21 protein-coding genes are annotated in these 26,893 nt (G+C 57.6%); 19 read left to right on the top strand and 2 right to left on the bottom strand.

Annotation, left to right across the window (positions count from 1 at the left end):
• Nucleotides 1-231 precede the first annotated feature (231 nt).
• Nucleotides 232-1,410: a gamma-butyrobetaine dioxygenase gene (locus Q0753_RS04115; RefSeq protein ID WP_298717654.1), complete on the bottom strand. Its 1,179-nt coding sequence runs from the start codon at nt 1,408-1,410 to the stop codon at nt 232-234.
• A 414-nt stretch (nt 1,411-1,824) separates the two neighbouring features.
• On the opposite strand from Q0753_RS04115, the gene Q0753_RS04120 reads away from it, so the two are divergent.
• The 12 genes from Q0753_RS04120 (at nt 1,825) to Q0753_RS04175 (ending at nt 15,594) form a co-directional block, all read left to right on the top strand.
• The gene (locus Q0753_RS04120) at nt 1,825-3,447 is read left to right on the top strand and encodes a BCCT family transporter (protein WP_344963065.1); all 1,623 of its coding nucleotides are present in this window, start codon (nt 1,825-1,827) and stop codon (nt 3,445-3,447) included.
• 509 nt (nt 3,448-3,956) lie between these two features.
• Nucleotides 3,957-5,009 (top strand): GlxA family transcriptional regulator, encoded by a 1,053-nt coding sequence (locus Q0753_RS04125; RefSeq protein WP_298717659.1) that lies wholly within the window; start codon nt 3,957-3,959, stop codon nt 5,007-5,009.
• A 242-nt stretch (nt 5,010-5,251) separates the two neighbouring features.
• Nucleotides 5,252-6,112: a LysR substrate-binding domain-containing protein gene (locus Q0753_RS04130; RefSeq protein WP_298717662.1), complete on the top strand. Its 861-nt coding sequence runs from the start codon at nt 5,252-5,254 to the stop codon at nt 6,110-6,112.
• 251 nt (nt 6,113-6,363) lie between these two features.
• Nucleotides 6,364-7,119, top strand: coding sequence for a class II aldolase/adducin family protein (locus Q0753_RS04135; RefSeq protein ID WP_298717665.1), 756 nt, complete (start codon nt 6,364-6,366; stop codon nt 7,117-7,119).
• Nucleotides 7,120-7,450: 331 nt separating this feature from the next.
• Nucleotides 7,451-8,449, top strand: a complete 999-nt coding sequence (locus Q0753_RS04140) for an ABC transporter substrate-binding protein (RefSeq protein WP_298717668.1) — start codon at nt 7,451-7,453, stop codon at nt 8,447-8,449.
• A 59-nt stretch (nt 8,450-8,508) separates the two neighbouring features.
• On the top strand, nt 8,509-9,372 hold the full coding sequence (locus Q0753_RS04145) for a proline/glycine betaine ABC transporter permease (protein ID WP_298717671.1): 864 nt from the start codon (nt 8,509-8,511) through the stop codon (nt 9,370-9,372).
• A 21-nt stretch (nt 9,373-9,393) separates the two neighbouring features.
• Entirely contained in the window at nt 9,394-10,449 is a 1,056-nt protein-coding gene (locus Q0753_RS04150) for a glycine betaine/L-proline ABC transporter ATP-binding protein (RefSeq protein WP_298717674.1), read from the top strand.
• Between the two features lie 53 nt (nt 10,450-10,502).
• Nucleotides 10,503-11,588, top strand: a complete 1,086-nt coding sequence (locus Q0753_RS04155) for a mandelate racemase/muconate lactonizing enzyme family protein (RefSeq protein WP_298717677.1) — start codon at nt 10,503-10,505, stop codon at nt 11,586-11,588.
• Between the two features lie 113 nt (nt 11,589-11,701).
• Nucleotides 11,702-12,631, top strand: coding sequence for a glyoxylate/hydroxypyruvate reductase A (locus tag Q0753_RS04160; RefSeq protein ID WP_298717680.1), 930 nt, complete (start codon nt 11,702-11,704; stop codon nt 12,629-12,631).
• Between the two features lie 27 nt (nt 12,632-12,658).
• The gene (locus Q0753_RS04165) at nt 12,659-13,426 is read left to right on the top strand and encodes an SDR family NAD(P)-dependent oxidoreductase (RefSeq protein ID WP_298717685.1); all 768 of its coding nucleotides are present in this window, start codon (nt 12,659-12,661) and stop codon (nt 13,424-13,426) included.
• Nucleotides 13,427-13,491: 65 nt separating this feature from the next.
• Complete coding sequence (locus Q0753_RS04170; RefSeq protein WP_298717688.1) at nt 13,492-14,388, top strand: NAD(P)-dependent oxidoreductase; 897 nt, start codon at nt 13,492-13,494, stop codon at nt 14,386-14,388.
• A gap of 153 nt (nt 14,389-14,541) precedes the next feature.
• Nucleotides 14,542-15,594 (top strand): GlxA family transcriptional regulator, encoded by a 1,053-nt coding sequence (locus Q0753_RS04175; protein ID WP_298717691.1) that lies wholly within the window; start codon nt 14,542-14,544, stop codon nt 15,592-15,594.
• Between the two features lie 91 nt (nt 15,595-15,685).
• On the opposite strand, the gene Q0753_RS04180 is transcribed toward Q0753_RS04175, so the two are convergent.
• Nucleotides 15,686-16,798, bottom strand: a complete 1,113-nt coding sequence (locus tag Q0753_RS04180) for an alcohol dehydrogenase family protein (RefSeq protein ID WP_298717693.1) — start codon at nt 16,796-16,798, stop codon at nt 15,686-15,688.
• A gap of 164 nt (nt 16,799-16,962) precedes the next feature.
• Between Q0753_RS04180 and Q0753_RS04185 the strand changes: the two genes are divergently transcribed.
• The 7 genes from Q0753_RS04185 (at nt 16,963) to Q0753_RS04215 (ending at nt 26,050) form a co-directional block, all read left to right on the top strand.
• Complete coding sequence (locus Q0753_RS04185; RefSeq protein ID WP_298717697.1) at nt 16,963-17,826, top strand: LysR family transcriptional regulator; 864 nt, start codon at nt 16,963-16,965, stop codon at nt 17,824-17,826.
• Between the two features lie 309 nt (nt 17,827-18,135).
• Complete coding sequence (locus Q0753_RS04190) at nt 18,136-19,116, top strand: dipeptidase (RefSeq protein WP_298717699.1); 981 nt, start codon at nt 18,136-18,138, stop codon at nt 19,114-19,116.
• Nucleotides 19,117-19,145: 29 nt separating this feature from the next.
• Complete coding sequence (locus Q0753_RS04195; protein ID WP_298717702.1) at nt 19,146-19,676, top strand: DUF5943 domain-containing protein; 531 nt, start codon at nt 19,146-19,148, stop codon at nt 19,674-19,676.
• Between the two features lie 278 nt (nt 19,677-19,954).
• On the top strand, nt 19,955-22,015 hold the full coding sequence (gene dgcA / locus Q0753_RS04200) for a dimethylglycine demethylation protein DgcA (RefSeq protein WP_298717704.1): 2,061 nt from the start codon (nt 19,955-19,957) through the stop codon (nt 22,013-22,015).
• 46 nt (nt 22,016-22,061) lie between these two features.
• Complete coding sequence (locus Q0753_RS04205; RefSeq protein WP_298717707.1) at nt 22,062-24,029, top strand: (Fe-S)-binding protein; 1,968 nt, start codon at nt 22,062-22,064, stop codon at nt 24,027-24,029.
• Nucleotides 24,022-25,272, top strand: a complete 1,251-nt coding sequence (locus Q0753_RS04210) for an electron transfer flavoprotein subunit alpha/FixB family protein (RefSeq protein ID WP_298717710.1) — start codon at nt 24,022-24,024, stop codon at nt 25,270-25,272. Before Q0753_RS04205 ends, Q0753_RS04210 begins: the two co-directional genes overlap by 8 nt.
• On the top strand, nt 25,262-26,050 hold the full coding sequence (locus Q0753_RS04215; RefSeq protein WP_298717713.1) for an electron transfer flavoprotein subunit beta: 789 nt from the start codon (nt 25,262-25,264) through the stop codon (nt 26,048-26,050). The genes Q0753_RS04210 and Q0753_RS04215 overlap by 11 nt, the downstream gene beginning before the upstream one ends.
• Nucleotides 26,051-26,893 lie beyond the last annotated feature (843 nt).

Here is a 26,893-nt window from a genome sequence, read left to right on the forward strand (position 1 = left end):
GGAGTCGATCTCTGTTGCCTCTCCTTAAGCACCGAGTTGTCTGCAGAGCGCCCCAACAGGCGACGCCGCAGCAGAGGGGCGGATGAAGGGTTCTACTCCAGAGACCATCACATGACAGGACGTCATGTGCTGAGCGCCACATGGAGGTGCTTGCAGCGTGTCGGTGGAGTAGACCCTTCGTTCGACCTTTACCGAGCAGCCAAGTAGATCATTTAGTTTTCCAGATTGGTATTACAGGGTGCGCTCCAGTACCCGGATGCGGGACAGCAACTCGTCACGATCGACATAGCAGCCCTGCAGATGACGCTGACCCTGCTGCAGATCAAACGCCTGACGGGCATGCAGCACGCGGCGGTTGTCGAACACCAGCAGGTCGCCGGGCAGCAGACGGTATTCAAACTGGAAACGGGACTCTCGGGTCAGGCTGATAAAGGTGCGGTAGGCGCGATAGTGCCGCATGACCTGATCGGCCGGCACATCCAGCGGGCCGCGCAAAAAGTTGGCAAAACGCACCTCGATAACCGTTCCCTGGCCGTCAAGCACCAGCGCCGGCCCGCGGAAACGGTAATCGCTGTGGCGATCCTTGTTGTAGAAGTCCATCGGCAGGCGACTGAGGGCATCGAAGTCGTCGGGATACTGTTCACGCATGTGTTCGGCAATGCGAAAGCCGTCCACCAGAATCGACTCGCCCCCGAGAGCGTCATTGTTCAGACAATGCAGAAACTGTAATCCCGGCTGCAGTTCCCGCGTAGGCAAGTCGGTATGCAGCGGCAGACGCAGGTTGGTGTAGGCGGCGGTATTGGCGTCGGGTTTGGAACGCACATCGAACAGGGTGCCGAAATTGGTTTCTCTGATAAAAGAGATACGAGCGGCCACCTGCTGCAGCGTGCCGGGCGTGGTATCCGTGTTCTGCAGCAGGGAAATACCGGAATCACGCAGCTTGCGCAGCCAGTCCAGGAGGACGGCGTCATTCTGCATCATGTCGGCGTAATCGTATCTGGCGAGACGGGTAGTGATGGACTCTTTATCCCAGATATCGGGTTGCCACTGTCGGGCTGCCCGGGCCTGTTCGCTGTAGCAGTGGCTGCGTAACCAGCCGGGATGAAAGCGACTGACATGACCGTCAGTATCCCACTGGATATGCAGATACCCTCCGTCCAGCTGCGCCTCTACCGGCCGAATGGACAGCGGCACATCACAGATTTCGAACAGCTGTTCCCGGGTCAGGGACGACACGCAGCTGGTGCACGGGCAATTGTCCCGCAGCCACAGATAATGAAATTCGCTTTCGTGGCCATCGTCCCAGACCAGACGCAGGGAGTCGGACCCCGTCTCGATACCTAGCGGCTGGTGGGTCACCGGATACGTGCCGTAGCCGGCGATGTCGAAGGTGGCGCTGTTGTCAATCATGTGGGGGTCTCCAACCTGGTGGCAGCTGTTCGGGTGACAGCATTGGCAACCATGTTAAGGCGAAACCCCGGTACGGTGATGTTGCCAGGTCGACAGGCTATAGACATCAGGCGACAACCCGGGTGCCAGCAGATATGGCTCCAGTGGGGGATGCAGGACATTGCCCAAATAGATCACTGCCTGTTATGTCGCACTCGGAACAGTCGGCGGTCAGCAGGACGCCCAGGCATAAACCAATGTCGTATCGGGCATATTTCATACAGGATTTAGCTGTTGTTATAGAGGCCGGTTTTTGCTCATAACGACAGCCCACTGCCGTTATGGACAAAATCTGTACCGGCAAGCGGCGGGCCTTCAGGATCTTAGGCCTCCGTTGCCGCTAGATGTTTATTAACCCGACGGAGATCTTGTCCTATGTTAGGCAAAGATGGACTTTTGAAAGGAATGAGCCCGGCGGCGACGATCAGTTCCATGATTATCGTTACCTTGTTTGTAATGGGAGGTGCCTTTTTCCCCGAGGCGGCCGCCACCCTGTTTGACGGCATATCGGGAGCGCTCCTCACTCACTTCAAATGGTATTACATCGCCATATTGTCGTTGATGCTGGTGTTCTGTGTGGTGCTGGCCTTCAGCCGTTTTGGCAGCCTGCGCCTGGGAGCCGATGACTCCCGCCCGGAATACAGCCTGGGTACCTGGTTTGCCATGTTGTTCAGTGCCGGCATGGGCACCGGCCTGGTGTTCTGGGCGATTGCCGAACCCATCTACCATTTTCAGAGCAACCCCTTCATTACCGAAGGCATGACGCCGGAGGCGGCCGAAGTGGCCATGCGCCTGACCTTCTTCCACTGGGGCCTGCATCCCTGGGCCATCTATGTGGTAGTGGGTCTGTCCCTGGCCTACTTTTCCTACCGCAAGGGCTTGCCACTGACCATTCGCTCTGCGCTCTATCCGCTGATCGGTCAGCGCATCTATGGCTGGATGGGGCACACCGTGGATACCCTGGCGGTGTTCGGTACCATCTTCGGGGTAGCGACCTCCCTCGGCTTCGGGGTGTCCCAGATCAATACCGGCCTGAATCACCTGTTCGGCATGGAAATCGGTACCAGCAGTCAGTTGATCCTGATCGCGGTGATCTCGCTGATTGCCACCGTGTCGGTGCTCTCCGGATTGGGCCGGGGCGTAAAATGGCTGTCGGTGATCAACATGTGGTTGAGCGCCGTCATATTGCTGTTCCTGCTGTGTTATGGCCCCACACGTTACCTGCTGCTGAGCTATGTGCAGGGCCTCGGTGATTACCTGACCCATGTGGTTGGTCTGAGCACCTGGACCGATGCCACCAAAGACAGTCAGTGGCAGTCCTGGTGGACGGTATTCTACTGGGCCTGGTGGATGTCCTGGTCACCCTTCGTCGGCATGTTTATCGCCCGCATCTCCAAGGGGCGTACCGTGCGCGAGTTTATCTGCGGCGTGATGCTGGTACCGACCCTGCTCGGTCTGCTCTGGCTGACCCTGTTCGGTGGTACCGCCCTCTATCTGGAGCTGAACCATACGGTCACCAATGCGGCCGGAGAAGCGGTCGCGGCCGTGGGGCAGGCCGGTATCGTGACGGCGGTGGCTGATGACGTCACCTCGTCGCTGTATGCGACCCTGGAGCTGCTGGACGGCGGCACCATGGGTACCCTGGCTTCGGTGCTGGCAACCCTGCTGGTGGCGCTCTACTTCATTACCTCCGCCGACTCCGGCACCCTGGTGGTGACCACCATACTGTCGCTGGGCAATGAACATCCGCCGCGCGGTCAGCGGGTGCTGTGGGGCGTGGCGGTGGCGGCGGTGGCGGCCATTCTGATGCTGGCCGGTGGTCTCAAGGCAGTGCAGACCGCGGCCATTATCGCCGCCTTCCCGTTCTCGTTCGTTATCCTGGTAATGATGTGGGGCCTGTACCGCGGCCTGCACGAGGAGGTGCCGGTCACTCAGCCGGTGACGGTCGACACACCGGTCACCATAGAGGTGCCGGTGAAGGTGCCGCCGGCATCCTGACCGGTCATTGTTACCCTTATCTTGAGCGACATGAAATAAGGGGCGAAAGCCCCTTTATTATGCCTGTTATCGGAGCCGTGCTGCCCCCGGTTGGTGCAGTATCGGCCGTTCGGGCAGGCAGGATCATGAAACGTGACGATTTATTATAAAAAACCCTCGGCAAACAGCTGTTTGACGAGGGTTTTTTTATCTTTTTTGAGCGTGAGAGAGTGGCGCGTATCTTGCTGGTGAGTAGTAAGGGAAGGCGTGATGTTTTCAGGCGCTTCCGGGGCAGGGCGGTGGCAACCGAGTCTGTGAGTTTGGCCACGATGACGGAATTATCATGGCTTGGTCACAAGTTATCACCGAACGCCTGAAAATTGCCGCTCTACAGGTTTCCGAAATCTCACTTATGGTATATGTTTCGCAAATGTGTTTATTTATTATTTAAATGAGCGCTTTTTGTTATCGAGTCGATGTCGTGTTAACAGGATCCCGGTGAGATATTGCAGGGACCAGGAGCAAGCGCAATGAGCCAGATACAACGTGTTGGTTTCCTACTGATAGATAACTTCACCATGATTTCCCTTGCCTCGGCCATCGAGCCGCTGCGCATGGCCAATCAACTGTCGGGCAAGCCGCTCTATGAATGGGTGATGCTGACCGAAACCGGGGCACCGGTGCGGGCCAGTGATCATCTGCTGGTAACGCCGGATCACAGTATTCAGGACTGCGGTCATCTGGACATGATGATTCTCTGTGGTGGGGTAGGGGTGGTTAATGCCCGCAGCCGGGCCTTGCGTACCTGGGTGCAGCAGTTGGCCAGGCGCAAGGTCAAGCTGGGGGCGGTCTGCACCGGCAGTTATTTGCTGGCCGATGCCGGCGTACTGACCGGCTATCGTTGCACCCTGCATTGGGAATACATGGCGTCGTTCAAGGAAGCCTTCCCCAAGCTGGAAACCAGCAGCGCCCTCTATTGCATAGACCGGGATCGGCTGACCAGCAGCGGCGGAACCGTACCGATGGACATGATGCTGCACCTGATCGAAAAAGAGCATTCCAGCGCCCTGAGTACCGCCATTTGTGACATGTTCCTGTGCGAGCGTATCCGCGAGGGGCAGGAAGAGCAGCGGGTGCCGCTGCGCCATATGGTGGGCACGACCCAACCCAAACTGGCCGAGGTAGTGGCACTGATGGGGGCCAACCTGGAAGAGCCGATTACGCTGAATGAGCTGGCCTGCTATGTGGGCTTGTCCCGGCGTCAGGTTGAGCGACTGTTTCAGCGGCATGTGAAATGTTCGCCTTCCCGCTATTACCTCAACCTGCGCCTGACGCGGGCCCGGCAACTGTTGCGTCAGACCTCGCTGTCCATTATCGACATCGCCACCGCCTGCGGCTTTGTGTCTACGCCCCATTTCAGCAAGTGCTACCGGGAGAACTTCGGGGTGCCGCCGCGGGATGACCGCAGCGGCAGAGCCAAGCCCAAACCGACGCTGGATACCCCCATACTGCCAGGTTTGGTCATGAACATGCAGCTGGACATGGCGCGGGGCGAGCCTACCTTTGCCTCGGTGACTCTGTAAATGGGACGTTAATACAGGTTTATGGCAAGCCCCGCAATGCGGGGCTTCTCACTTTCCGGGAGGTGTCACCGGGCTATATGCGGTTAGTCCTCATCTTCCTAGGGCCACATCAGCTTGCATTAGCTCCTCTCCGTTTGGCCAGCTATGCAGCCAAGCCGACTCTGTCGGAAGCGCTGGTAATCAGCACCCGCACCTTGTCTTTCTACTGGGCCCGGTCGAAGTTTGTATAGCAGGAGTAAAGAATGAAGCGGCTCGATTTCAATCTGTTAGTCACTTTCGTATCGATTGTTGATACCGGTAGTATTTCAAAGGCGGCGGTGGCGCTGCATCGAACCCAGGCTGCGATCAGCATTCAGCTGAAAAAGCTTGAGGAGTCGACGGGTAAGCAACTGTTGAACCGTACCTACAACAAGATCAGCCTGACCCGCGAGGGGGAGGTGTTGTTGGCTTATGCGCGCAGAATACTTGCGCTGGCCGATGAAGCCTATCATGCCATCAGTGAAGACGAGATCGAAGGGGTGGTGCGCTTTGGTGTACCGGATGGTTATGCCCGTACCTTTATTCAGGATGTACTCAAGCGTTTTATTCAGCGGTTTCCGAAAATCCGGTTACATATTAAAAATGCGCCGAGTCCCAACTTGTTCCACAGCCTGCATGAAGGAGACTTGGATCTTATTCTGGTCACCCGTTCACAGAAGGAACCGGGAGGGAGCATTGTTCGCAAGGAAAAACTGGTCTGGGTCGGGGCCGAGGATTATGTGCTCGATACCAAAGTCCCCATTCCACTGGCGCTTTATGAACAGGGTTGTGATTACAGGCGTCGGGCGATTGAAGTACTCAATCAGCATGGCATGGAATGGTATATCGCTTTTGAGTGCCAAGGGGTGACAGGGTTCGATATCGCCATTTCGAACGGCTTGGCGATTTCCGCCATGTCGGCATCTCTGGTGAAGTCGGGAGAATGGCGGACTCTGGATTCCCCGGGATCTTTGCCCGACCTCGGCATGATCGAGATTGAGCTGCATCGTGGCTTGGGTGAAGGCAGTGAGGCCATCAACTGCTTTGCCCAAGAGCTGGAAGCACATATCTCCAATATGGTCTGAAACAGATGTCAACGCAGGCTGTTCTTTGTTTGATGGAGCAGCTTATTTTTGTGTTTTCCTCCTCACGATCAGTCCTCGTCCCAATGTGTATCGGCGAGATGTGTACGAGTCTTCGTGAGATATAAATTTTTTTTAAATTAAAGCTAACAACTATTAATTTTACGAAGCCCGGTGACCGCTTTACTCTACCGATACAGGGTTTAATTTGTCCTGGCATATGTCGATATACACAGTTCGAATGGAGTGGAACAATGGCTGAGTTTACTGGAGCAGCGTCGTCTGCGGCACGCTATACCAAGGAAGAATGGCAGGTCCGTGTTGATCTGGCTGCCATGCATCGAATGGCTCATGAGTATGGCTATGACGATATCGTCTGGAACCATATTACGGCGCGTGTACCTGGGGGGGGTCACAACTTCCTGATGAACCACTTCGGTCTGCACAATACCGAGATCACCGCATCGAACCTGATCAAGATCGACCAGGAAGGCAACGTGCTGGATGGCCCGCCCGATGTAAATACGGCGGGTTTTGTGATTCACAAGGGAATTCACAACAGCATTCCCAATGCCAAGTTTGTGTTTCACTCCCATGCCCCGGCGGCCCTTGCGGCCACGGCGATCGAAGAAGTCATACATCTGGTGCAGGACTCGTCGATGCTGTATGGCAAGATCAGCTACCACGACTGGGAAGGCCTGTCGGTCGACCTTGACGAGAGTCAGCGCCTGGCCGATAACCTGGGCAATAACAAATGCATGATCATGCGTAATCACGGTTTCCTGACCGTCGGTGAGACCGCCGGTGAGTGCTTTATCAACATGTACTATCTGGTTCGTGCCTGCCAGACCATGCTGCAGGCCTGCGCAACCGGCCTGCCGCTGGTTAAAACATCACCAGCACTGTGGGAAAAGGCAAGTCAGCAGTATGAAAGTTTTCCGGCGGGTAAATACGAGTGGCCGGCCATGTTGCGCCTGCTGGATAAGAAGGATCCGTCTTACCGTTATTAAGGTTGGCCGTCTACGAAAGCCAGGGAAGTGCTAGACAAGGTGCTTGCCAATATTTGAGTTAAAATCGAGATAATAAAAAACAGGTACAGCGAGAGCTGTGCCTGTTTTTTTATATTTTCTTCACACCTCACCTTCCATCGGGATTTGTTTTTCCCTCGATATACATCACCGGGATGGATTCATCAGCGGTCACGAATAGCGGGAAATACCCATAAAAAATAATTAACATCTTGGCAATAAACTTTAATTTTCAATATGAAAAACATCGGCTTACTATGACGTTAACCGAACCCTTGGTTAACACATGGATAACAATCTGTAGAGGTAAATCATGGAAAAGATAACGAAACTTGGTGCGCTGATTACCATTGTTTCCGGCATAGGCGCCATGCCGGCCCACGCCACCTGCGAAATGGATGACGTGATCAAGATTGCCGATATGAGCTGGGCTTCGGCCTCTGCGATTGCCCATATCGAGTCCAGGATACTGGAGCAGGGGTTTGGCTGTAAAACCCAGCTTATCCCGGGTGATACGGTCCCGACGGCCACCACCATGGTGAGGAAGGGACTCCCGCATATCGCGCCGGAAATGTGGAGTAGCAATGTCCGCAAGGTGCTGGAGGACGGCGAGCAGAGTGGCGCCATTACCATTGCCGGCGATACCTATGTGTCGGGTGGGGTCGACGCCTGGTGGGTACCCAAATATGTGGTGGAAGCGCACCCCGAACTCAAGTCGGTTGCCGATCTGGCCCGTTACAGCCACCTGTTCAAGGACCCGAATGATCCGGACAAGGGACGTTTCTATAATTGTCCTCCCGGTTGGGCCTGTGAGGTCATGAGCAAGAACCTGTTGAAGGGCTACGGGCTGGATCAGCACTACAACCTTTTCTCTCCCGGCTCCAGTGCCGCCCTCGATGCCGCCATCAGCTCCAGTTACAAGCGCAAGAAGCCCGTCCTGTTCTTCTACTGGGGACCGACCGCCTTGCTGGGAAAATACGACATGGTTCAGCTGGAGATGACTCCTCATGATCCGGAGCGGGATGCCTGCAATGCCAAGGTCGATTGCGATACCCCGACGGCGGGTGGCTTCCCTCATGCCGAGGTCAATACCATCGTCTCCAAGGAACTCAAGGAAAAAGCCCCGTCTATCTACGACTTTCTTGCCAAGGTGAGCCTGGAAACCGACATGGTCAACAGCCTGCTGGCCTGGGGCGATGAAAACAAGGCAGAAGCCTCGGAGATTGCCGAGCATTTTCTGGAAAACTATCAGGAAGTCTGGACCCCCTGGGTATCACCGACGGTCGCTGGAAAAGTCATTGCGAGCAACTGACATAAATCATTGGAAGAGAGGGTGCCTCGGCACCCGATAACATGCGAGGTAACGCGAATATGTTTCCGGAATTGATAGATCCCAGAGAGTTTAGAGGCGCCATCGATGACTTCGTCGATAACTTTGTCATTGAATGGGCCACTTTTCTCGAGCAACTGTTCAATCCCTTCCTGCAGCTGCTGAATTTCTTTGAATCACTCTTGCTGCAGAGCCCCTGGTGGCTGGTTATCGGCATTATCTCCGGCGTAGCCTATGCCGGTTCACGAAAGGTGTCGCTGGTGCTCTGGTTGGCTGGCGCCATGATGCTGATGGGGTTCCTCGGCCTGTGGGAAGACGGGATGCGCACCTTGGCACTGATGCTGGTATGTACCCTTATTTCTATTCTGGTCGGCATTCCGCTGGGCATTCTGATGTCCTGGTCGAATAAATTCCGTGCCTTTATGTTGCCGGTGCTCGACATCATGCAGACCATGCCCAGTTTCGTGTATCTGATCCCGGCCATCATGTTGTTTGGACCCGGTAAGATACCGGCGGTACTGGCCACCGTTATCTATGCGGTGCCGCCGCTGATCCGCCTGACCGATTTGGGGATTCGCATGGTCGACAGCGAGATCATCGAAGCAACCGAGTCCTTCGGTGCCAACAAGATGCAGAAACTGTTCTGGGTGCAGATCCCCCTGGCCCTGCCCAATATCATGGCCGGTATTAACCAGGCGACCATGATGGCGCTGGCGATGGTGGTGGTTGCGTCGATGATCGGTGCCCAGGGGCTGGGCTACCAGGTGTTGCAGGGTATCACCCGGCTTGAAGTCGGCCGCGGATTATTGGCCGGCATCGCTATTGTCATCCTGGCCGTGGTGTTCGATCGCATTACCCAGGCCTACGGCAAGCGGGCACAGGCCCATCTGCATACCAACAGTTAAGCATCCGACGGGACAGCAATTATGAGCAAAAACTACCAAATAGAGATCAGGAATATCTATAAGGTATTCGGTTCCAACCCGACCGACGTGATGAGCCGTATCAAGGCCGGGGCCAGCAAGACAGAAATATTAGAGCAAACTGCACATGTGGTGGGACTGAACGATGTTTCCCTGTCCATCGAAGCCGGGCATATCTATGTGATTATGGGGCTGTCCGGCTCCGGCAAGTCGACCCTGATCCGGCATTTCAACCGCCTGATTGACCCCACCAGCGGGCAGGTGATCGTCGATGGCAAGAATGTGATGGAGTTCGGAAAGAAGGAACTCGAAGCTTTTCGGCGCAACAAGATCAGCATGGTGTTTCAGCGATTCGGGTTGTTACCCCACGAGACGGTACTCAGCAATGCGGCCTTCGGCCTGAAGGTACAGGGGGTGGCGAAGGCCGAACGCGAGAAAAAGGCGCTTTACTGGCTTGAACAGGTCGGTCTGGCCGGTGTTGAAAGCCATTATCCGTCTCAGCTTTCCGGTGGCATGCAGCAGCGGGTCGGCCTGGCCCGGGCCTTGGTCAATGACCCGGACATCCTGCTGATGGACGAGGCGTTCAGTGCACTGGATCCGCTGATCAAGAGTGAAATGCAGGATCAGCTGCTGGTGCTGCAGAAGAAACTGAACAAGACCATCGTCTTTATCACCCACGATCTGGACGAGGCGCTCAAGATCGGTGACCGCATCGCCATTCTCAAGGATGGCGAGCTGATCCAGGAAGGAACCCCCTCGGATATTCTGATGAAGCCTGCCAATGGCTATGTCGAGGAGTTTATCGGCGGCGTCAATCGCTCCAAGGCCATTCGTGTCGGGCATCTGATGCGGTCTGCGGCGATGACCATGGCCAGCGGCGCAGAACCATTCAACCAGGGACGGTTTGATGCCACCCATGCGGTGCGAATAGATCAAACCTTGGAAGAAATACTGCCTCAGCTGATAAGCGGTGCATCGTCAATACCGGTGATCGATGCGTCAAATGCCCTGGTGGGTTATCTCGACAAAACCGATGTGATTGCGGCGTTAAAGCGCTGACGACATGGGTGTTGTTAGAACGATATTATTTCTGATTGATGGCAGGTGACTCAGTGAAAATAGCAAATATCAGGACTCTGAAGGTCGAGATCCCCCTGGATAAGCCGATGATAACGGCGATCCACCGTACCGATACCGTGGGCTGTGTGTTGATTTCGATTGAAACCGAATGTGGACTGGTCGGCGAAAACTATATTTTTGCGCTGAACAAGGCCCGGTTGGATGTGTTCGAAGGCATGATCAAGAGCCTGACACCGCATGTGATTGGCCAGAATCCTCTCTATGTCGAGCGGATTTGGGAAAACATGTGGGCGGATATCAATCCTGTCGGTCACAAGGGCATTGCTGTATCGGCCATTTCGGCGATCGATACCGCCTTGTGGGATTTGATCGGAAAAAAAGCGCAACTACCTCTTTACCAGTTGTTCGGGGCCTGCCGTGACAGCGTCAAGGCTTATGCCAGCAGCGGTCTATGGCTCTCCTCCAGCATCGATGAACTGGTCGATGAAGCCCAGGACTTTGTACGTCAGGGATTCCGGTCGGTGAAGTTACGGTTGGGCAAGGAAAACCCGGCGGAAGATGTGGCCCGGGTCGCGGCCCTGCGGGAAGCCCTGGGGGATGATATCGAGATCCTGACCGATGCCAATCAGGCTCTGACACCAAGGCAGGCAATACGTCTGGCCGGGCAAATCGAGAAGTACAATATCGGCTGGTTCGAGGAGCCGGTATCGGCCAACGATCTGGTGGGACACGCCCGTATCCTGAGGGCGAGCAATATTCCGGTGGCCAGTGGTGAAACCGACTATACCCGGTTCGGCATGAAAAACATTCTGGATGCCCATGCGGTGGATGTGCTGATGCCGGATTTGCAACGCATCGGTGGGTTGAGCGAATTTCGCAAGTCGGTGGCGTTGGCTTCGGCCTACCATGTACCCGTATCTACCCATATCTTTACCGAGCAAAGCCTCAGTATCGCGGGCTCGGCGGCCAATTGTATCTCGGTCGAGCATGTTTCCTGGTTCTCACCGCTTTACCAGGAAAAAATGGTACTGGTCGAAGGGGAGATCCCGATGCCACAGGCTCCGGGTCTGGGATTCAATTTCGATTACGACTTTATCGATCAACATCTGATGCGCTGAACCTTTGGCTGCTTGTATCGTGGCGTCAAGGAATCGTGACGATTCGAGCGGCCAGGTTACAAATTTGGATGACCTCGGTAGGCCAAGGGCTGTTAACGTTTAGGGAGAGAATCATGGCATTACTGATCAGCTACGAGGGAGCAGACTCCGAAGTCTGGCGTCAGGAATTTAGCAAGCACCTGCCGGACATGGATATCCGGATATATCCCGAGGTCGGTGAGCCAGATGATATTGAATTTGCCGCAGTATGGATGCACCCCATCGGCGACTTGCAGAGGTATACCAACCTGAAGGCGATCATGTCGTTTGGTGCCGGAGTCGAGCACATTACCCGTGATCCCGAGTTTCCCAGGCATGTGCCCATAGTGCGCCTGGTTGACGGACTGGTGGTGCAGGATATGGCGCTGCACGTGGTCCATTGGGTACTGCATTTCCATCGTGACTATCACCGCTATCTGGATGGACAAAAAGAGGCTAGCTGGCAGAAATATCCTCTGCGTGAGCCGGCCCGGCGACGTGTCGGCTTTCTGGGGATGGGGGCCATGGGGGCGGTAGCCGCCAAAATGGTGCGAAATCTGGGCTTCGGGGTATCCGGATGGGGCAGGGATCCGGTTAATCTTGAAGGGGTTCAGTTCTTTGATGGCGATGACGAGTTGCAGCCCTTCCTGGAAAGTACCGATATTCTGGTCAATGTGCTGCCACTGACGGCCGCAACGGAAAACCTGCTTGATGAGCGTCACCTGGCAATGTTGCCGAAAGGGGCCTCTGTCATCAATATCAGCCGGGGAGCCATCATTGTGGATGAGGATTTGCTGGCGGCGCTGGATAGCGGACATCTGTCGGCAGCGGCCCTGGATACCTTTCGCGTCGAACCCCTGCCGGTCGACCATCCATTTTGGACCCATCCAAAGGTGTTTGTTACGCCACACGTGGCGGGTATAAATTACCCCCATTCTGCTGCCAGTCTGATGGCAGACAATATCAAGAAGGTAGTGGCAGGGGAGTGTCCATCACCGGTGTTTGATCCGGTACGAGGTTATTAGGCATTCTGCAATAAGGAGGGCGGAGCAGTGGGAAAATTGTCAGGCAAGACAGCCATCGTGACCGGTGGCACCCGTGGCATAGGTCGGGCTATTGCAGAACGCTTCGTGGCGGAAGGTGCCCAAGTGGTGGTGGCGGCCCGTCATGAACCGGAGGCTGTATTGGGTGGCGGAGAAAAGGGTCCCTGGCTAAAGCGCACCGATGTCGCCAATGCCGGTGAGGTGCAGGCATTGCTCGATTATACGGTCGCTCGTTTCGGTTCACTCGACATACTGGTGAACAATGCATCGGTCCAGCTGGAAAAAACGATTGCTCAGACCAGCGAAGCGGAATGGGACTGGTTGATGGATATTAATCTCAAGAGCGTGTTTCTGTGTAGTCGGGCGGCGCTCGACCCCATGCGGCGGCAGGGGCATGGGATCATCATCAACATCGGCTCCTATGACGCCCTGATGGCCGATCCTGCCCTGGCTGCCTATTGTGCTGCCAAGGGGGGAGTGCATGCACTGACCCGGGCGATCGCGGTCGACCATGGTAAGGAAGGAGTACGCTGTAATGCCATCAGTCCGGGATGGATCAGGACCGAGATGATGGAAGCCTATCTAAAGAGCCAGTCCGAAGGGGAAGGTGCCGAGCGGGCCATAGTGGCGCAGCACCCGGTCGGGCGCTTGGGAGAACCTGGAGATATTGCCAATTTGGCCTGCTGGTTGGCCTCTGATGAGGCATCGTTCGCAACAGGGCAGGTTTTCATGCATGACGGTGGTTTGACAGCACATGCTCCCTATATGAACGTTTGATTTGGTGAGCAGTTCAGGTGTAAGGCAGTACAAAAAAGTGCAAATCTATCTTTTTAAAGGAATAAATGATGAAAATTGGCTTTATTGGTTTGGGAAATATGGGCTCTGGTATGGCAGATAATATTCTTAAATATTGTCTGAGCACAGATAACAGCTTGTGTGTTTTTGATATTAATGCCGCTGTCGTCGCGAGTTTTGTTGCCAGGGGAGCCAAAGCGGCAGAGTCGGTACAAGACATAGCAAAGGGCTGTGACGTTATCTTCACTTCATTGCCAAGCTCAAAGCAGGTAAATCAGGTGGCATTTGGAGAAGAAGGTATTCTTGCCAATGCCAAAGAAGGTGCTGTCTGGTTTGAAACCAGCACCAATGAGCTGTCCGAGTGGGAAAAAGTCTGTGAGGCCGCTCTTGGGTACCTGACCCTGGTTGATGCTCCTATTACCGGCGGCTCCGAAGGTGCTGCGGCCGGAACACTGACCATGCTGTTGGGTATTGAGGAAGACGTGCTGGAAGATTTTAAACCCCTGCTGGCTTCCTTTACCAAAAAGGCCGTACGCATGGGACCATCGGGTGCCGGTTATGTCACCAAACTGGTCCAGCTTCATCTGAATTACCTGGTGGCACAGGGGATTGGTGAAGCCCTGATGCTGGGTGCCAAAGCGGATCTGAATTTGAGAACACTGCATGAAGTGCTGCAGAACAGCTGTGCCCAGAGCTACGTGGTTGACAGGTATATCCCCAAGGTACTGGATGGCAGCTACGATCCCTCTTTTGCCCTGGGACTGGCAACCAAGGACATGCGGCTGATCACGGGGCTGGGTGATCACTTGGGAGTGGACTTGACCCTGGCCAGCAAAGTTTATGAAACCTACCAAACGGCGACAGAGTCATATGGTCCAGATGTGCCTCATCTGTCAGTCATCAAGTTGATTGAAGACGGCTCAAATAAAAAACTGAGAGGATGATGTAGTCGCTGACATTTGACCGTGGTGATAGCTGATTAATCCGCTGCTCATCACGGTCTTTTTCATGAGCATGATATTGCTTATCTAAAACAAGAGCGACTGGCTATCTGAGCTGTCTTTAAATCGACGGCTAAATTATCAGGGGCGAGCGTGATGATTCAGACTAACCGTATTGGTTTTCTATTGGTGGACAGTTTCACCATGATTTCGCTGGCTTCTGCCATCGAACCGCTGCGCATGGCCAACCAGTTGTCGGGGCAGACCCTCTATGAATGGGTCATGCTCACCGAAACCGGTGAGCCGGCACGGGCCAGTGACCACCTTCTGGTTACCCCCGATCACAGCATCCAGGACTGTGGCCATCTGGACATGATGATCCTTTGTGGCGGTGTCGAGGTGGCCAAGGCTCGTAGTAGCGAGCTAAGTAAATGGCTGAGAAAACTGGCCAGGTACCGGGTCAAGCTGGGTGCCGTCTGTACCGGCAGCTATTTGCTGGCGGATGCCGGCGTACTTGACGGTTATCGCTGTACCCTGCACTGGGAATACATGACGGCCTTCAACGAGGCTTTCCCGCAGCTGGAAACCAGTAGTGCGCTTTATTGTATCGACCGGGACCGGCTGACCAGCAGCGGTGGAACCGTACCGATGGACATGATGCTGCACCTGATCGAAAAAGAGCATTCCAGCGCCCTGAGTACAGCCATTTGTGACATGTTCCTGTGCGAACGTATCCGAGAGGGGCAGGAAGAGCAGCGGGTGCCGCTGCGCCATATGGTGGGCACGACCCAACCCAAACTGGCCGAGGTAGTGGCACTGATGGGGGCCAACCTGGAAGAGCCGATCACGCTGAATGAGCTGGCCTGCTACGTGGGACTGTCTCGGCGTCAGGTCGAACGTCTGTTTCAGCAATATGTGAAATGCTCACCCTCCCGTTATTATCTTAATCTGCGGTTGAAGCGGGCCCGGCAGCTACTACGACAGACTTCTTATTCCATAATCGATGTTGCCGCCGCCTGTGGCTTTATTTCCAATTCTCATTTCAGCAAGAGTTATCGGGAATATTTCGGCGTGCCGGCTCGGGATGATCGCATCGGTTGCCTTGTTTCCCAGGCGGGGGATAATGTGCCGGCCTTGCCCAGCCTGACCTTGAACATTCAGCTTGAATCGGCTCGAAAGGAACCCACCTTCGCCTCGGTGACACTGTAACCTTTCAATCGCTCGTTTTCATAAACAACCAGCCCCGCGATGCGGGGCTGGTTTTCGGCGAACAGGGTTAATGATCGTGACGGGTTCCTGCTTAACCCGGCTTCCCCTGTGGTGGGATTAACACCAGCTTGCCAATGAACTTTTTCGCCATAAAATCTTCCTGCGCCTGCACTATGTGGTCCAGTGGGTAGGTTTTGGCGACCAGCGGGCGGATTTCACCCCGTTCGATATAACCGATCAGGTTTTCGAACACCCGTCGCGGCTGCCAGGTGCTGCCAAAGAAGCTGAGATCCTTGAGGTACAGGGTGCGCACATCCAGCTCGACCATGGGCCCGGCAATCGCCCCCGCGACTGCATAGCGACCGCCCCGGCACAACAGTTCGCACAGCTGAGGCCATTGCGGCCCGGCCACCAGATCAACCACCACCTGCACGCTGTCGTGCCCCAGCACCTTGAGCAGATTTTCTCCGCGAGAAATAACCTGATCGGCACCCAACGCCCTGATGTCTGCACACTTGTCGGCACCACAAACGGCAATGACATGGGCGCCGCGCCGTTTGGCCAATTGCACGGCGGCCGAACCGACCCCGCCGGACGCGCCGGTGATCAACACCCGCTCTCCGCCTTGCAAACCGGCTCGGTCGAGCATGTTTTCGGCGGTGGAATAGGCACAGGGAAAGGACGCCAGCTCCGCATCGCCGAGTGAACTGTTGACCGCAAAGGCCTCGCTGGCGCGAACAATCGCATACTGGGCGAATCCGCCGTTACATTCGGAGCCATAGGTAATGCAGTGGTAGTCGCTGTTTCCGGTCAGGGAGGCTTGCATTGCCCGCACCAGTACCCGTTCACCAAGGCGCTCGTCTCCTACCTGCGCCCCTACCGCGACAATGTCGCCACAGCAGTCGGCGCCCTGGATCCGGGGGAAGGCCAGCGGCGTGCCGGACCAGCTGGCATCCTCATCGTTGACGGTATCGAAACCGCTCGCTGCACCCTGGTTGGTATCGCCGGTGACGCCCTTGGAGTACCAGCCGATACGGGTATTGATGTCGGTATTGTTGATGGCGGCGGCACCGACGCGGATCAGCACCTCGTTGGCGCCGGGCTGCGGCACCGCGAGATCGTGCCGGTATTGCAGTTTGTCGAGACCGCCGTGTCCGGTCAGCAGAACGCCGGCCATGGTGCGAGGAAGAGGGTGATTGTTCATGTCATGCTCCGTCATTGCAGTGGAAGAACTAGTTGCCTTTCACCTTATTGAAACGGCATGATTCATACAAACGAATATTTATTAACTGATGATTCAGAAAATATGAATGATGATAGGCGCTCTGGTACCGGCCACCAACCGCGGCCGGCCCGCAGGAGAAAATGATGGAATCCTTGCTTGATCTCGAACTGTTGCGCACCTTTTCCGCCGTGGTCAGGGCGGGCGAACTGAAAAAGGCCGCGACAACCCTGTTCCGCTCCCAGGCCGCAGTCAGCATGCAGATCAAGCGGCTGGAAGATATGGTCGGCAGCCGCCTGCTGGAGCGCAGCAACCAGGGTATTCAGCTGACCGAGGCCGGTGAGACCCTGCTCGGTTACTGCGAGCAGTTCCTGCGCCTGAACAATGCCACCCTGGCCGCCCTCAGCCAGCGCCAGCTTGCCGGTAAAATCAGCTTCGGCATCCCGACCGACTATGCGCAGGATTTTCTGCACCGCTTTATGCCGGTGCTGATGCAGGAACTGCCGCAGCTGGATGCCCGCATTATCTGCGATCGCAGCCGCCATCTGCGGCAATTGGTAGAGCGGGGGGAGCTGGACGTGGCCATTGTCGCCGGGGAACCGCAGTTTGAAGGTGAAGAACCGCTCTGGTCGGAGCGGCTGATCTGGTCGGCGCCTGTCGCCATGCAGCTGGAACAGCGGGAAAGGCTTCCGCTCGCCCTGCTTGAGGACAACTGCATGGTGCGGGATCTTTGCCTGGCCGATCTGAAGCTGGCCAATGTGGCCTATCAGCCGGTGTTTGCCAGTCCGGTCATGGAAAATATTGCGGCGGCGGTCCATGCCGGGTTGGCGGTCTCGCTGCTGCCGGAGTCGCTGCTCGGCACCATTCGAACACGCCCCCTGGCCACAGATCTGCTGCGCAGCAACCACCTGCTGCAGATGAACCTGATCTGCTCACCCACCATCGACCAGCCGACACTGGCGCGGATCAGCGGCTGCATCCGGTCGGCTGCCGCACAATGCCAGCGTTAGCCGCTGGTAGCACCGGAGTCGTTGCCATATATCACATTGAACAGTGGCATTGAACATGCAGCTGGACATGGCCCGGGGCGAGCCCACCTTTACCTCGGTAACCCTGTAACGTTGCACTATATTTCCCTGTCTTTGACCAGCCCCGCATCGCGGGGCTTTTTACTTTCCGGCGTCTGTCGCCAAAGGTGACGTTTTTGGCTATGTGGTCGTCGTTTTCAGCCAGTGTACACACAGAGCCGCGGGCTAGACTGCCCTTGAATCCGGTGGTCTCCATGCCACCAGCCACATTTACTCAAGGAAGGTCTGGCCATGCAAAATGCAGCTGAACTACATAACCAGGCGGTCGTGATCGACGGCCTGATCATCGCCAACTGGGGGCGGGAACTGTTTGAAGACATGCGTCGTGGCGGGCTCACCGCGGCCAACTGTACCGTGTCGGTATGGGAAGGCTTTCAGGGCACCGTTAACAACATCGCCGCCTTCAACCGTCATTTCCAGGAGCATGCCGACCTGATCCGTCCGGTGCGCACCACCGCCGATATCCTCAAAGCCAAGGAAGAGGGCCGCACCGGCGTGATCCTCGGTTTCCAGAATGCCCATGCCTTCGAAGACCAGCTGGGTTATGTGGAAATCTTCAAGCAGCTGGGTGTGGGCATAGTACAGATGGCCTACAACACCCAGAACCTGGTGGGCACCGGCTGTTACGAACGTGACGGCGGCCTGTCCGGCTTTGGCCGTGAAGTGGTGGCCGAGATGAACCGGGTCGGCATCATGTGCGACCTGTCCCACGTGGGTGGCCAGACTTCCAAGGAAGTGATTCTCGAGTCCAAGAAGCCGGTGTGTTATTCCCACTGCCTGCCGGCCGGCCTGAAGGACCACCCGCGCAACAAGTCCGACGAAGAGCTGCGCTTCATCGCCGATCACGGCGGCTTCGTCGGCGTCACCATGTTTGCCCCCTTCCTGAAAAACGGCATCAACTCCACCATCGACGACTATGTCGAGGCCATCGCCTATGTGATGGAGCGGGTCGGCGAGGACGCCATCGGCATCGGTACCGACTTTACCCAGGGTCATGATCAGAACTTCTTCGAGTGGCTGACCCACGACAAGGGCTATGCCCGTCGTCTGACCCGCTTCGGCGACATCATCAACCCCGAGGGTATCCGTACCATCGGTGAATTCCCCAACCTGACCGAAGCCCTGCTGCGTCATGGTTTCTCTCCGCGTCAGGTAGAGAAAGTCATGGGCGGCAACTGGATGCGTGTGCTGAAAGACGTCTGGGGCGCATAAGCCATAACAAGGAAGCAAGGAGAATCACAATGTCAGTACATGCACCCGAAATGCCGATTGAAGTGAACAGTGAGACCGGCGTCTGGACCACGGACGCGCTGCCCATGCTGTATGTGCCGCGTCACTTCTTCGTCAACAACCACATGGCGATCGAAGAGGAAATGGGCCCGGAGCGCTATGCCGAAATTCTGTACAAGGCCGGTTACAAGTCTGCCTGGCACTGGTGCGAGAAGGAAGCCGAGTGTCACGGGCTCAGCGGTGATGCGGTATTCGAGCATTACATGAAGCGCCTGTCTCAGCGTGGCTGGGGGCTGTTTTCCATCGAAAACCTGGATATTGCCGCGGGCACCGCCAGGGTACGGCTGGATCATTCCGCCTTCGTCTACCAGTACGGCAAGGTGGATCGCATGGTGGATTACATGTTTACCGGCTGGTTTGCCGGTGCCGTGGACCAGATTGCCGAAAGCCAGGGACTGGCGGTGCGTACCGTCGCTCGCCAGACCCAGAGTGGCGCCCAGACCGGCTGTGATTACGGCCTGTTCGAGGTCAGCCCGATTTAAGGTGTAACGCCGTAGAGGCAGGGCGCAGGAGGGAGTCAGCCAAGCCGACCGTTGGCGCCAGGGTCGAAAAAATGCTCCTGCATTTTCGACATTTCCGCCATCCATGGCGGTCAGATGGCGTTGCCGAGCCCTAGGGATGAGCCCCCAGGGATGGGTTTACGGCGAGTCGGTGTGCTGAACCCTTCTGCGCCGGGGTAAAGACTCAAGGTGGCAGCACCTTAATCATAAATCGGCGGGCCGGTTGCCGGCCGCCAGACAAGTCAGCAGAGGGATCCAGGATGGGACAGTTCGACGCCTTGCTTCAACCCATGAATATCAACAAACTCACCATCCGTAACCGGGTGGTGAGTACGGCCCATGCCGAGGTGCATGCCACCGACGGCGGCATGACCACAGAACGTTACGTCAAATATTACGAAGAAAAGGCCAAGGGCGGCCTGGGCCTGGCCATCTGCGGCGGCTCCAGCGTGGTGTCCATCGACAGCCCGCAGGAATGGTGGAGTTCGGTCAACCTGACCACCGATAGCATCATCCCCTATTTCAAGAATTTGTCTGAGGCCATGCACAAGCATGGCGCCAAGATCATGATTCAGATCACCCACATGGGCCGACGTTCCCGCTGGGACGGTTATAACTGGAGCACCCTGCTGTCGCCTTCCGGCATCCGCGAGCCGGTGCACCGCGCCACCTGCAAGACCATAGAGCCGGAAGATATCCAGCGTATCATCGGCGATTACGCCCAGGCCGCCCGTCGCGCCAAGGAAGGCGGGCTGGACGGCGTTGAAATTTCCGCCGTGCACCAGCACCTGATCGATCAGTTCTGGAGCCCGCGGGTCAACAAGCGCACCGACGAGTGGGGTGGCAGCTTCGAAAATCGCATGCGCTTCGGCCTGGAAGTGATCAAGGCGGTGCGTGCCGAGGTGGGTCGCGACTTTGCCGTGGGCATGCGCATCTGTGGTGACGAGTTTCACCCGGACGGCCTCAGCCACGACGACATGAAGCAGATTGCCAAGTATTACGACGATACCGGCCTGCTCGACTTCTTCGGCGTGATCGGTTCCGGCTGCGACACCCACAACACCCTGGCCAACGTTATCCCCAACATGAGCTATCCGCCCGAGCCTTTCCTGCACCTGGCGGCGGGCATCAAGGAAGTGGTGACGGTGCCGGTGATCCATGCCCAGAACATCAAGGATCCCACCCAGGCCCAGCGTATTATCGAAGGCGGCTATGTCGACTTCGTGGGCATGACCCGGGCGTACATGGCCGACCCGCACCTGATCGCCAAGGTCAAGCTGGACCAGGTCGATCAAATTCGCCAGTGCGTGGGCGCCAACTACTGTATCGACCGTCAGTACCAGGGGCTGGATGTGCTCTGCATCCAGAACGCGGCGATGTCGCGCGAGTCCACCATGCCGCACATTATCGAGCCCACCACCGGCCGCAAACGCAAGGTGGTGGTGGTCGGTGGTGGTCCCGCCGGCATGGAGGCGGCCCGGGTCAGTGCCGAGCGCGGCCATGAGGTGGTGCTGTTCGAGAAGGCGCCCGAGCTGGGCGGACAGATCACCCTGGCGGCGAAAGCCCCCCAGCGCGATCAGATTGCCGGCATCACCCGCTGGTTTGCCCTGGAGCTGGCGCGGCTGAAGGTGGATCTGCGCCTGAATACCGCGGCCGATATGCCGGCCATGATGGCGGAAAATCCGGACGTGGTGATCCTGGCGGTGGGCGGTACCCCCTTCATCGACCAGTACCCGGAGTGGGGCGCAGAAGAAGGTCTGGTGGTCAGCAGCTGGGATATTCTGTCGGGCAAGGTGGAGCCGGGCAAGAATGTGCTGGTCTACGACACCATCTGTGAATTCAGCGGCATGTCGGCGGCCGACTACCTGGCGTCCAAGGGCAGCCTGGTGGAAATGCTCACCGACGACATCAAGCCGGGCGCGGCCATCGGCGGTACCACCTTCCCCACCTATTACCGCTCCCTGTACGAGCGCGAGGTGATCATGTCTTCCGACATGGCGCTGCACAATGTGTACCGGGAAGGGGACAAGCTGGTAGCGGTACTCGAAAACGAGTACACCGGCCAGAAGGAAGAGCGGGTGGTGGATCAAATCGTGGTGGAGAACGGTGTTCGTCCCGACGAGCGGCTCTACTACGAGCTGAAGGCCGACTCCGTCAACAAGGGCCAGATCGATCTTGAAGCCCTGTATGCGGCCCAGCCTCAGCCTAGCCTGTCTCACGAGGGGCAGGGGTATCTGCTGTTCCGTATCGGTGACTGCGTGTCTCAGCGCAACACCCATGCCGCCATCTATGACGCCCTGCGCCTGTGCAAGGACTTCTGATCTGAAAGGCGCCGGAGCCTGCTCCGGCGCCATGAGGTAAGCCCCTATGTTTGAGCCTGTGATCCCCTATCTGTTATTGCTCGTCTTTGCCTTAGGCCTCGCCGGGGCACTGCGGCGGGTACGTCTGTGGCGCCAGGGACAGCCCAGCCCGGTTTCGTTCTGGCAGGGTCTGGCCGCCATGCCGAGGCGCTATCTGGTTGACCTGCACCATGTGGTGGCCCGTGACAAGTACATGTCCAACACCCATGTGGCCACCGGCGGCGGCTTTGTGCTGGCGCTGGTGCTGGTGGTGCTGGTGCATGGTATTGGTTTGAAGACCGCCTGGCTGACCTGGCCGCTGCTGGCGGCCAGCCTGCTGATGATGACAGGCGCCTTTTTTGTGTGGCTGCGCCGTCGCAAGCCGGCCGCCGAGCTGCCCCATTCCCGCCTGTCCAGAGGGCCCTGGCAGCGCCTGCCCAAGAGCCTGATGGCCTTTTCGGTCGGCTTTTTTCTGGCGACCCTGCCGGCGGCGGGCATATTGCCCGAAGGAACCGGCAGCGGCCTGCTGGCCCTGCTGTTGCTTGGCCTCTGTGTCTGGGGCCTGGGCGAAATGGTGTTCGGCATGACCTGGGGCGGCCCCATGAAGCACGCCTTCGCCGGCGCCCTGCATCTGGCGTTTCACCCTCGTCCGGCCCGTTTCGGCGGCGGTCGCGACACCGGCCTCAAGGCGCTGGATCTGAACGCCGACAAGCTGGGCGTGGAGAAGGTGACCGATTTCAAGTGGAACCAGCTGCTGAGCTTCGACGCCTGCGTGCAGTGCGGTCGTTGCGAGAGCAAGTGTCCGGCCTTTGCCGCCGGCCAGCCGCTCAACCCGAAGAAGCTGATCCAGGACATGGTGATCTCCATGGCCGCTCAGGAGGAAGTGACCTATCACGGCAGCGCCCACCCGGGTCAGGAAAGCGCCGCCCGCACCGGTTGCCCCGACAAGCCGATAGTGGAAAGCATGCTGGACAGTCAGACCCTGTGGTCCTGCACCACCTGCCGGGCCTGCGTGGAAGAATGCCCCATGATGATCGAGCACGTGGATGCGGTGGTGGACATGCGCCGTTACCTGACCCTGGAGCGCGGTGAAACCCCGGGCAAGGGCCAGGAGGTGCTGGAAAACCTGATCGCCACCGACAACCCGGGCGGCCTGTCGCCGGCCAGCCGCAGCCACTGGGCGGCGGACTTGTCGATTCCCTTGCTCAAGCAGACCAGAGAGACCGATATTCTGTTCTGGGTGGGTGACGGCGCCTTCGACATGCGCAACCAGCGTACCCTGCGTGCCCTGGTCAAGCTGCTCAAGGCGGCGAAGGTGAACGTTGCCTTTCTCGGTGACGAGGAGCTGGACTCCGGTGATCTGGCCCGCCGGCTAGGCGATGAAGCCACCTTCCAGCGTCTGGCCAGGACCAATATCAACACCCTGGGCAAGTACAGGTTCAACCGTATCGTTACCGCCGATCCCCATGCACTGCAGTGCCTGGGTACCGAATATGCGGAGCTGGGCGGAAACTACCAAGTAGTGCACCACACCGAGCTGCTGGCCGAATTGCATCAGCAGGGCCTGCTGCAGTTCAATGCCAACGGCAAGGCGCGCATGACCTATCATGACCCCTGCTATCTGGGCCGGTACAACGGCGTCTATGACGCGCCCCGTTACCTGATCGATCAGCTCGGGTTTGAACGCACCGAAATGGAACGCAGCGGCTTCCGCTCCCGCTGTTGCGGCGGCGGCGGCGGTGCACCCATCACCGATATACCGGGCGAACGTCGTATCGCCGACATGCGCATGGATGACGCCAGGGCGGTGAACGCCGAGGTGATGGCGGTGGCCTGCCCGCAATGTACCCAGATGCTGGAAGGGGTGGTAGAGCCACGCCCGGAGGTGAAGGATATTGCCGAGCTGCTGCTGGCGGCGCTGATCGTGCCCGGCTCGCAGCCCGCTGCCTCACCAGGGGTGCAGCAACAGCCAAAGGAGGAAGTGGCTCATGTCTGAACTGAATCGTCGTGATCCGCGCCTGGCGTGGATACTGCGCAACCGGCTTCACCCTCGTCATGATGAGTTGAATGCCGAGCTGAATGGCCAGCCGACCCGCGGCCCGACCGGCCTGCTGCGCAAGAACCCCAGGCCACAATGGCAATATGGTCCCAGCGGCCTGCGCCGGCTGGACCGGTTGAACATGGGCGGTGCGGCGGGGGTAACCCAGCTGTCATCGAAGAAACGCAACGAGCAGCCGGTGTTGCCGCTGCACCAGGTGGTGGAGCCACAGGCTTATATTGCGGTCTGGCTGCAGACCAGTGGCGGTCGCCTCACCAGTCACTGCAAGGACGTGCTGGGCCAGGCCCAGCAGCTGGCGGTGGCCCGGGAACAGACCACTGCGGTGCTGGGGGTGCTCTGTGGCGAGCTGAAGGAAAGCGTGGAAGGGGCCGGAATCGATCGGTTGCTGCAGGTACGGGGGCCCGAGTACGACGGTTATCAGCCCGAGGCCTGGAGCCAGCTGTGTACTCGGGTAGAAAACAACCTGAAGCCGCTGTACTGGTTGCTGCCCGACAGCGGCGAGTCCGCCGAGCTGGGTCGTCGTCTGGGCGTAGCCCTGGGCGAGCGGCCGGCTACCGGCGTATGGAAGCTGGAAGCCGACACCCTGCTGGCCAGAAACGGCGCCGGCAAGCGGGATATCCGCCGGCCCTGGTCCCGGGTTATGCTGCTGCTGGAAGAATGCGCCCTGCCGTGCGGCGAGTACCGCTATGAGGCCGGCCCGCTCGAACCGGAGCAGAAGCTGGACCTGTCGGCGCCCATCAGCTCCCGACTTGAAGACCTGGGTCAGGTGGCGGTGGATCCCGCCGAAATACCCCTGGCCGAAGCCGAGTTTATCCTTTCGGCCGGCAACGGCGTGCACGACTGGCCCCAGTTCCATCAGGCCGCGACCCTGCTCGGCGCCTCGGAAGGGGCCAGCCGGGTGGCGGTGGACGACGGCTTTATGCCGCGCAACCGTCAGGTGGGGGCAACCGGAACCTGGGTTAGCGCCCGAGTCTATATCGCGGTCGGCATTTCCGGCGCCGTGCAGCATCTGCAGGGCATCGGAAAATGTGAAAAGGTGGTCGCCATCAATAAGGATGCCGACTGTGACATGGTCAAACGGGCCAGCCTGACCACCATCGGCGACAGCAGCAAAATCCTGGCCGAGCTGATGAAACTGGTCGAAGCCAAATCCGCACAGGAGGTGAGTAATGCAGCCTGACACCCTGAATATTGCCGTGCTGGTCTCCGAGGGCCAGCATCCGGTATCCGGGCGGGCGCGGCGCGCCCATCAGGATGCCTGCGCCCTGGAACTGGCTCTTTCTTTGCCTACGTCTCTGAACGGCAAGGTGAGCGCCATTCACGCCGGGGATCCCGAGCAGGATGCCCTGCGAGATTACCTCGGCATGGGCATCGATGGCCTGACGGTACTGAAGCAGACGGCGGAAGACGATGCTCTGGCGGTGCTTTATCCCTACCTGAGCGAACAGCAGCCCGATATTCTGCTGACCGGCGTACGGGCCGAGTGTGGCGAAGGCTCCGGCCTGCTGCCCTACCTGCTGGCCGAACGCCTGGGCTGGCCCCTGGTGACCGGCATCGCGGCCATTGAGTCAATCGAGAACGACGAGGCCAGCCTGCTGCAGGCCCTGCCCAGAGGGCAGCGCCGGCGCATCAGGGTCAAACTGCCCTTCGTCGCCAGTGTGGAAAGTGCCGCCGCCGAGCCTCGGCAGATTGCCTTTGCCAGGGCCCGGCGCGGTAACATAGCGCGGCTGACCCCGGCCACCGAAGCCGATCTGGCGCGGGCAGAGTGGACCCTGTCGGCGGCCAAGTCCCGGCCCAAGCGGCTCAAGGTGTCGACCGCCAAGACCGCCGCCGACCGCTTCAAGCAGGCCACCGCCAAGGCCCAGGGCGGCAAGGGTCAGATCATCCGCGATGATCCCCAGGCCGCCGCCAAGGCCATCTTTGATCTGCTGGTAGAGGAGGGCGTACTGAGGAAGTAGGGTGAATAAAATTTGTCTTGGGGAAGACAGCAAAACGCCGGCAAATGCCGGCGTTTTTGTTTCTGATGTGTCATGTCCGACGGTTTTTTACCGTCATTCTCGCGAAGGCGGGAATCCAGAGCAGACGCCACCAAACCTGGCCCGAGCACCGTTATCCCAAAAAAACCGACACCCAAAACCACCATCAAACCTCGACCTTCACAAGTGCTTGTCGCTTGCCGTATCGTGCACTGTCGTCGGCCAAAGCGCACTGCTTCTCCGGCACGCCGTAAACCCATCCATGGGGGCTCCGCTGCGCCATCCATGGCGCAGAGGGCCGGCGAAGCAGACACCCTTTACCCTCCTCGGTTGGACACGGAGTTGACTGTCAGTACCGTAGGTTGGCGATGAGCGAAGCGAATCCCAACATGGTGGCCGCCGTCAGACATGTTGGGACTCGTTCCTCGTTCCATCTACCATTGCAGACAGGCAGCATTCTCATGAGGGTGATCTGCTCGACTTTTCCTTCAAGGCCAATCGACGGAATATACGGTTGATTCAGGGCTTTTTTGAACGAGGAGGGTAGGGGATAACGCTTTGTTATAGGGAAAAGCACGGAATTTACAGTAAGTAATGTGCTACGAGCCTATCAATCAACAGTTACAAGTGATAAAAATATCCAAGTAATTTGGGGTCAGGTCTCACATTTCACATGAGCCTTTACGGCTCGACTAACTGTCATGCGGCTTACACCAAAATGACTTCCAACCTCTTCAAGCGAAGGTGTGTAATTTGGGGTCAGGTCTCACATTTCACATGAGCCTTTACGGCTCGACTAACTGTCATGCGGCTTACACCAAAATG

It is taken from the genome of uncultured Oceanisphaera sp. (assembly GCF_947495715.1).
GTDB classification, from domain to species: Bacteria; Pseudomonadota; Gammaproteobacteria; order Enterobacterales; family Aeromonadaceae; genus Oceanimonas; species Oceanimonas sediminis.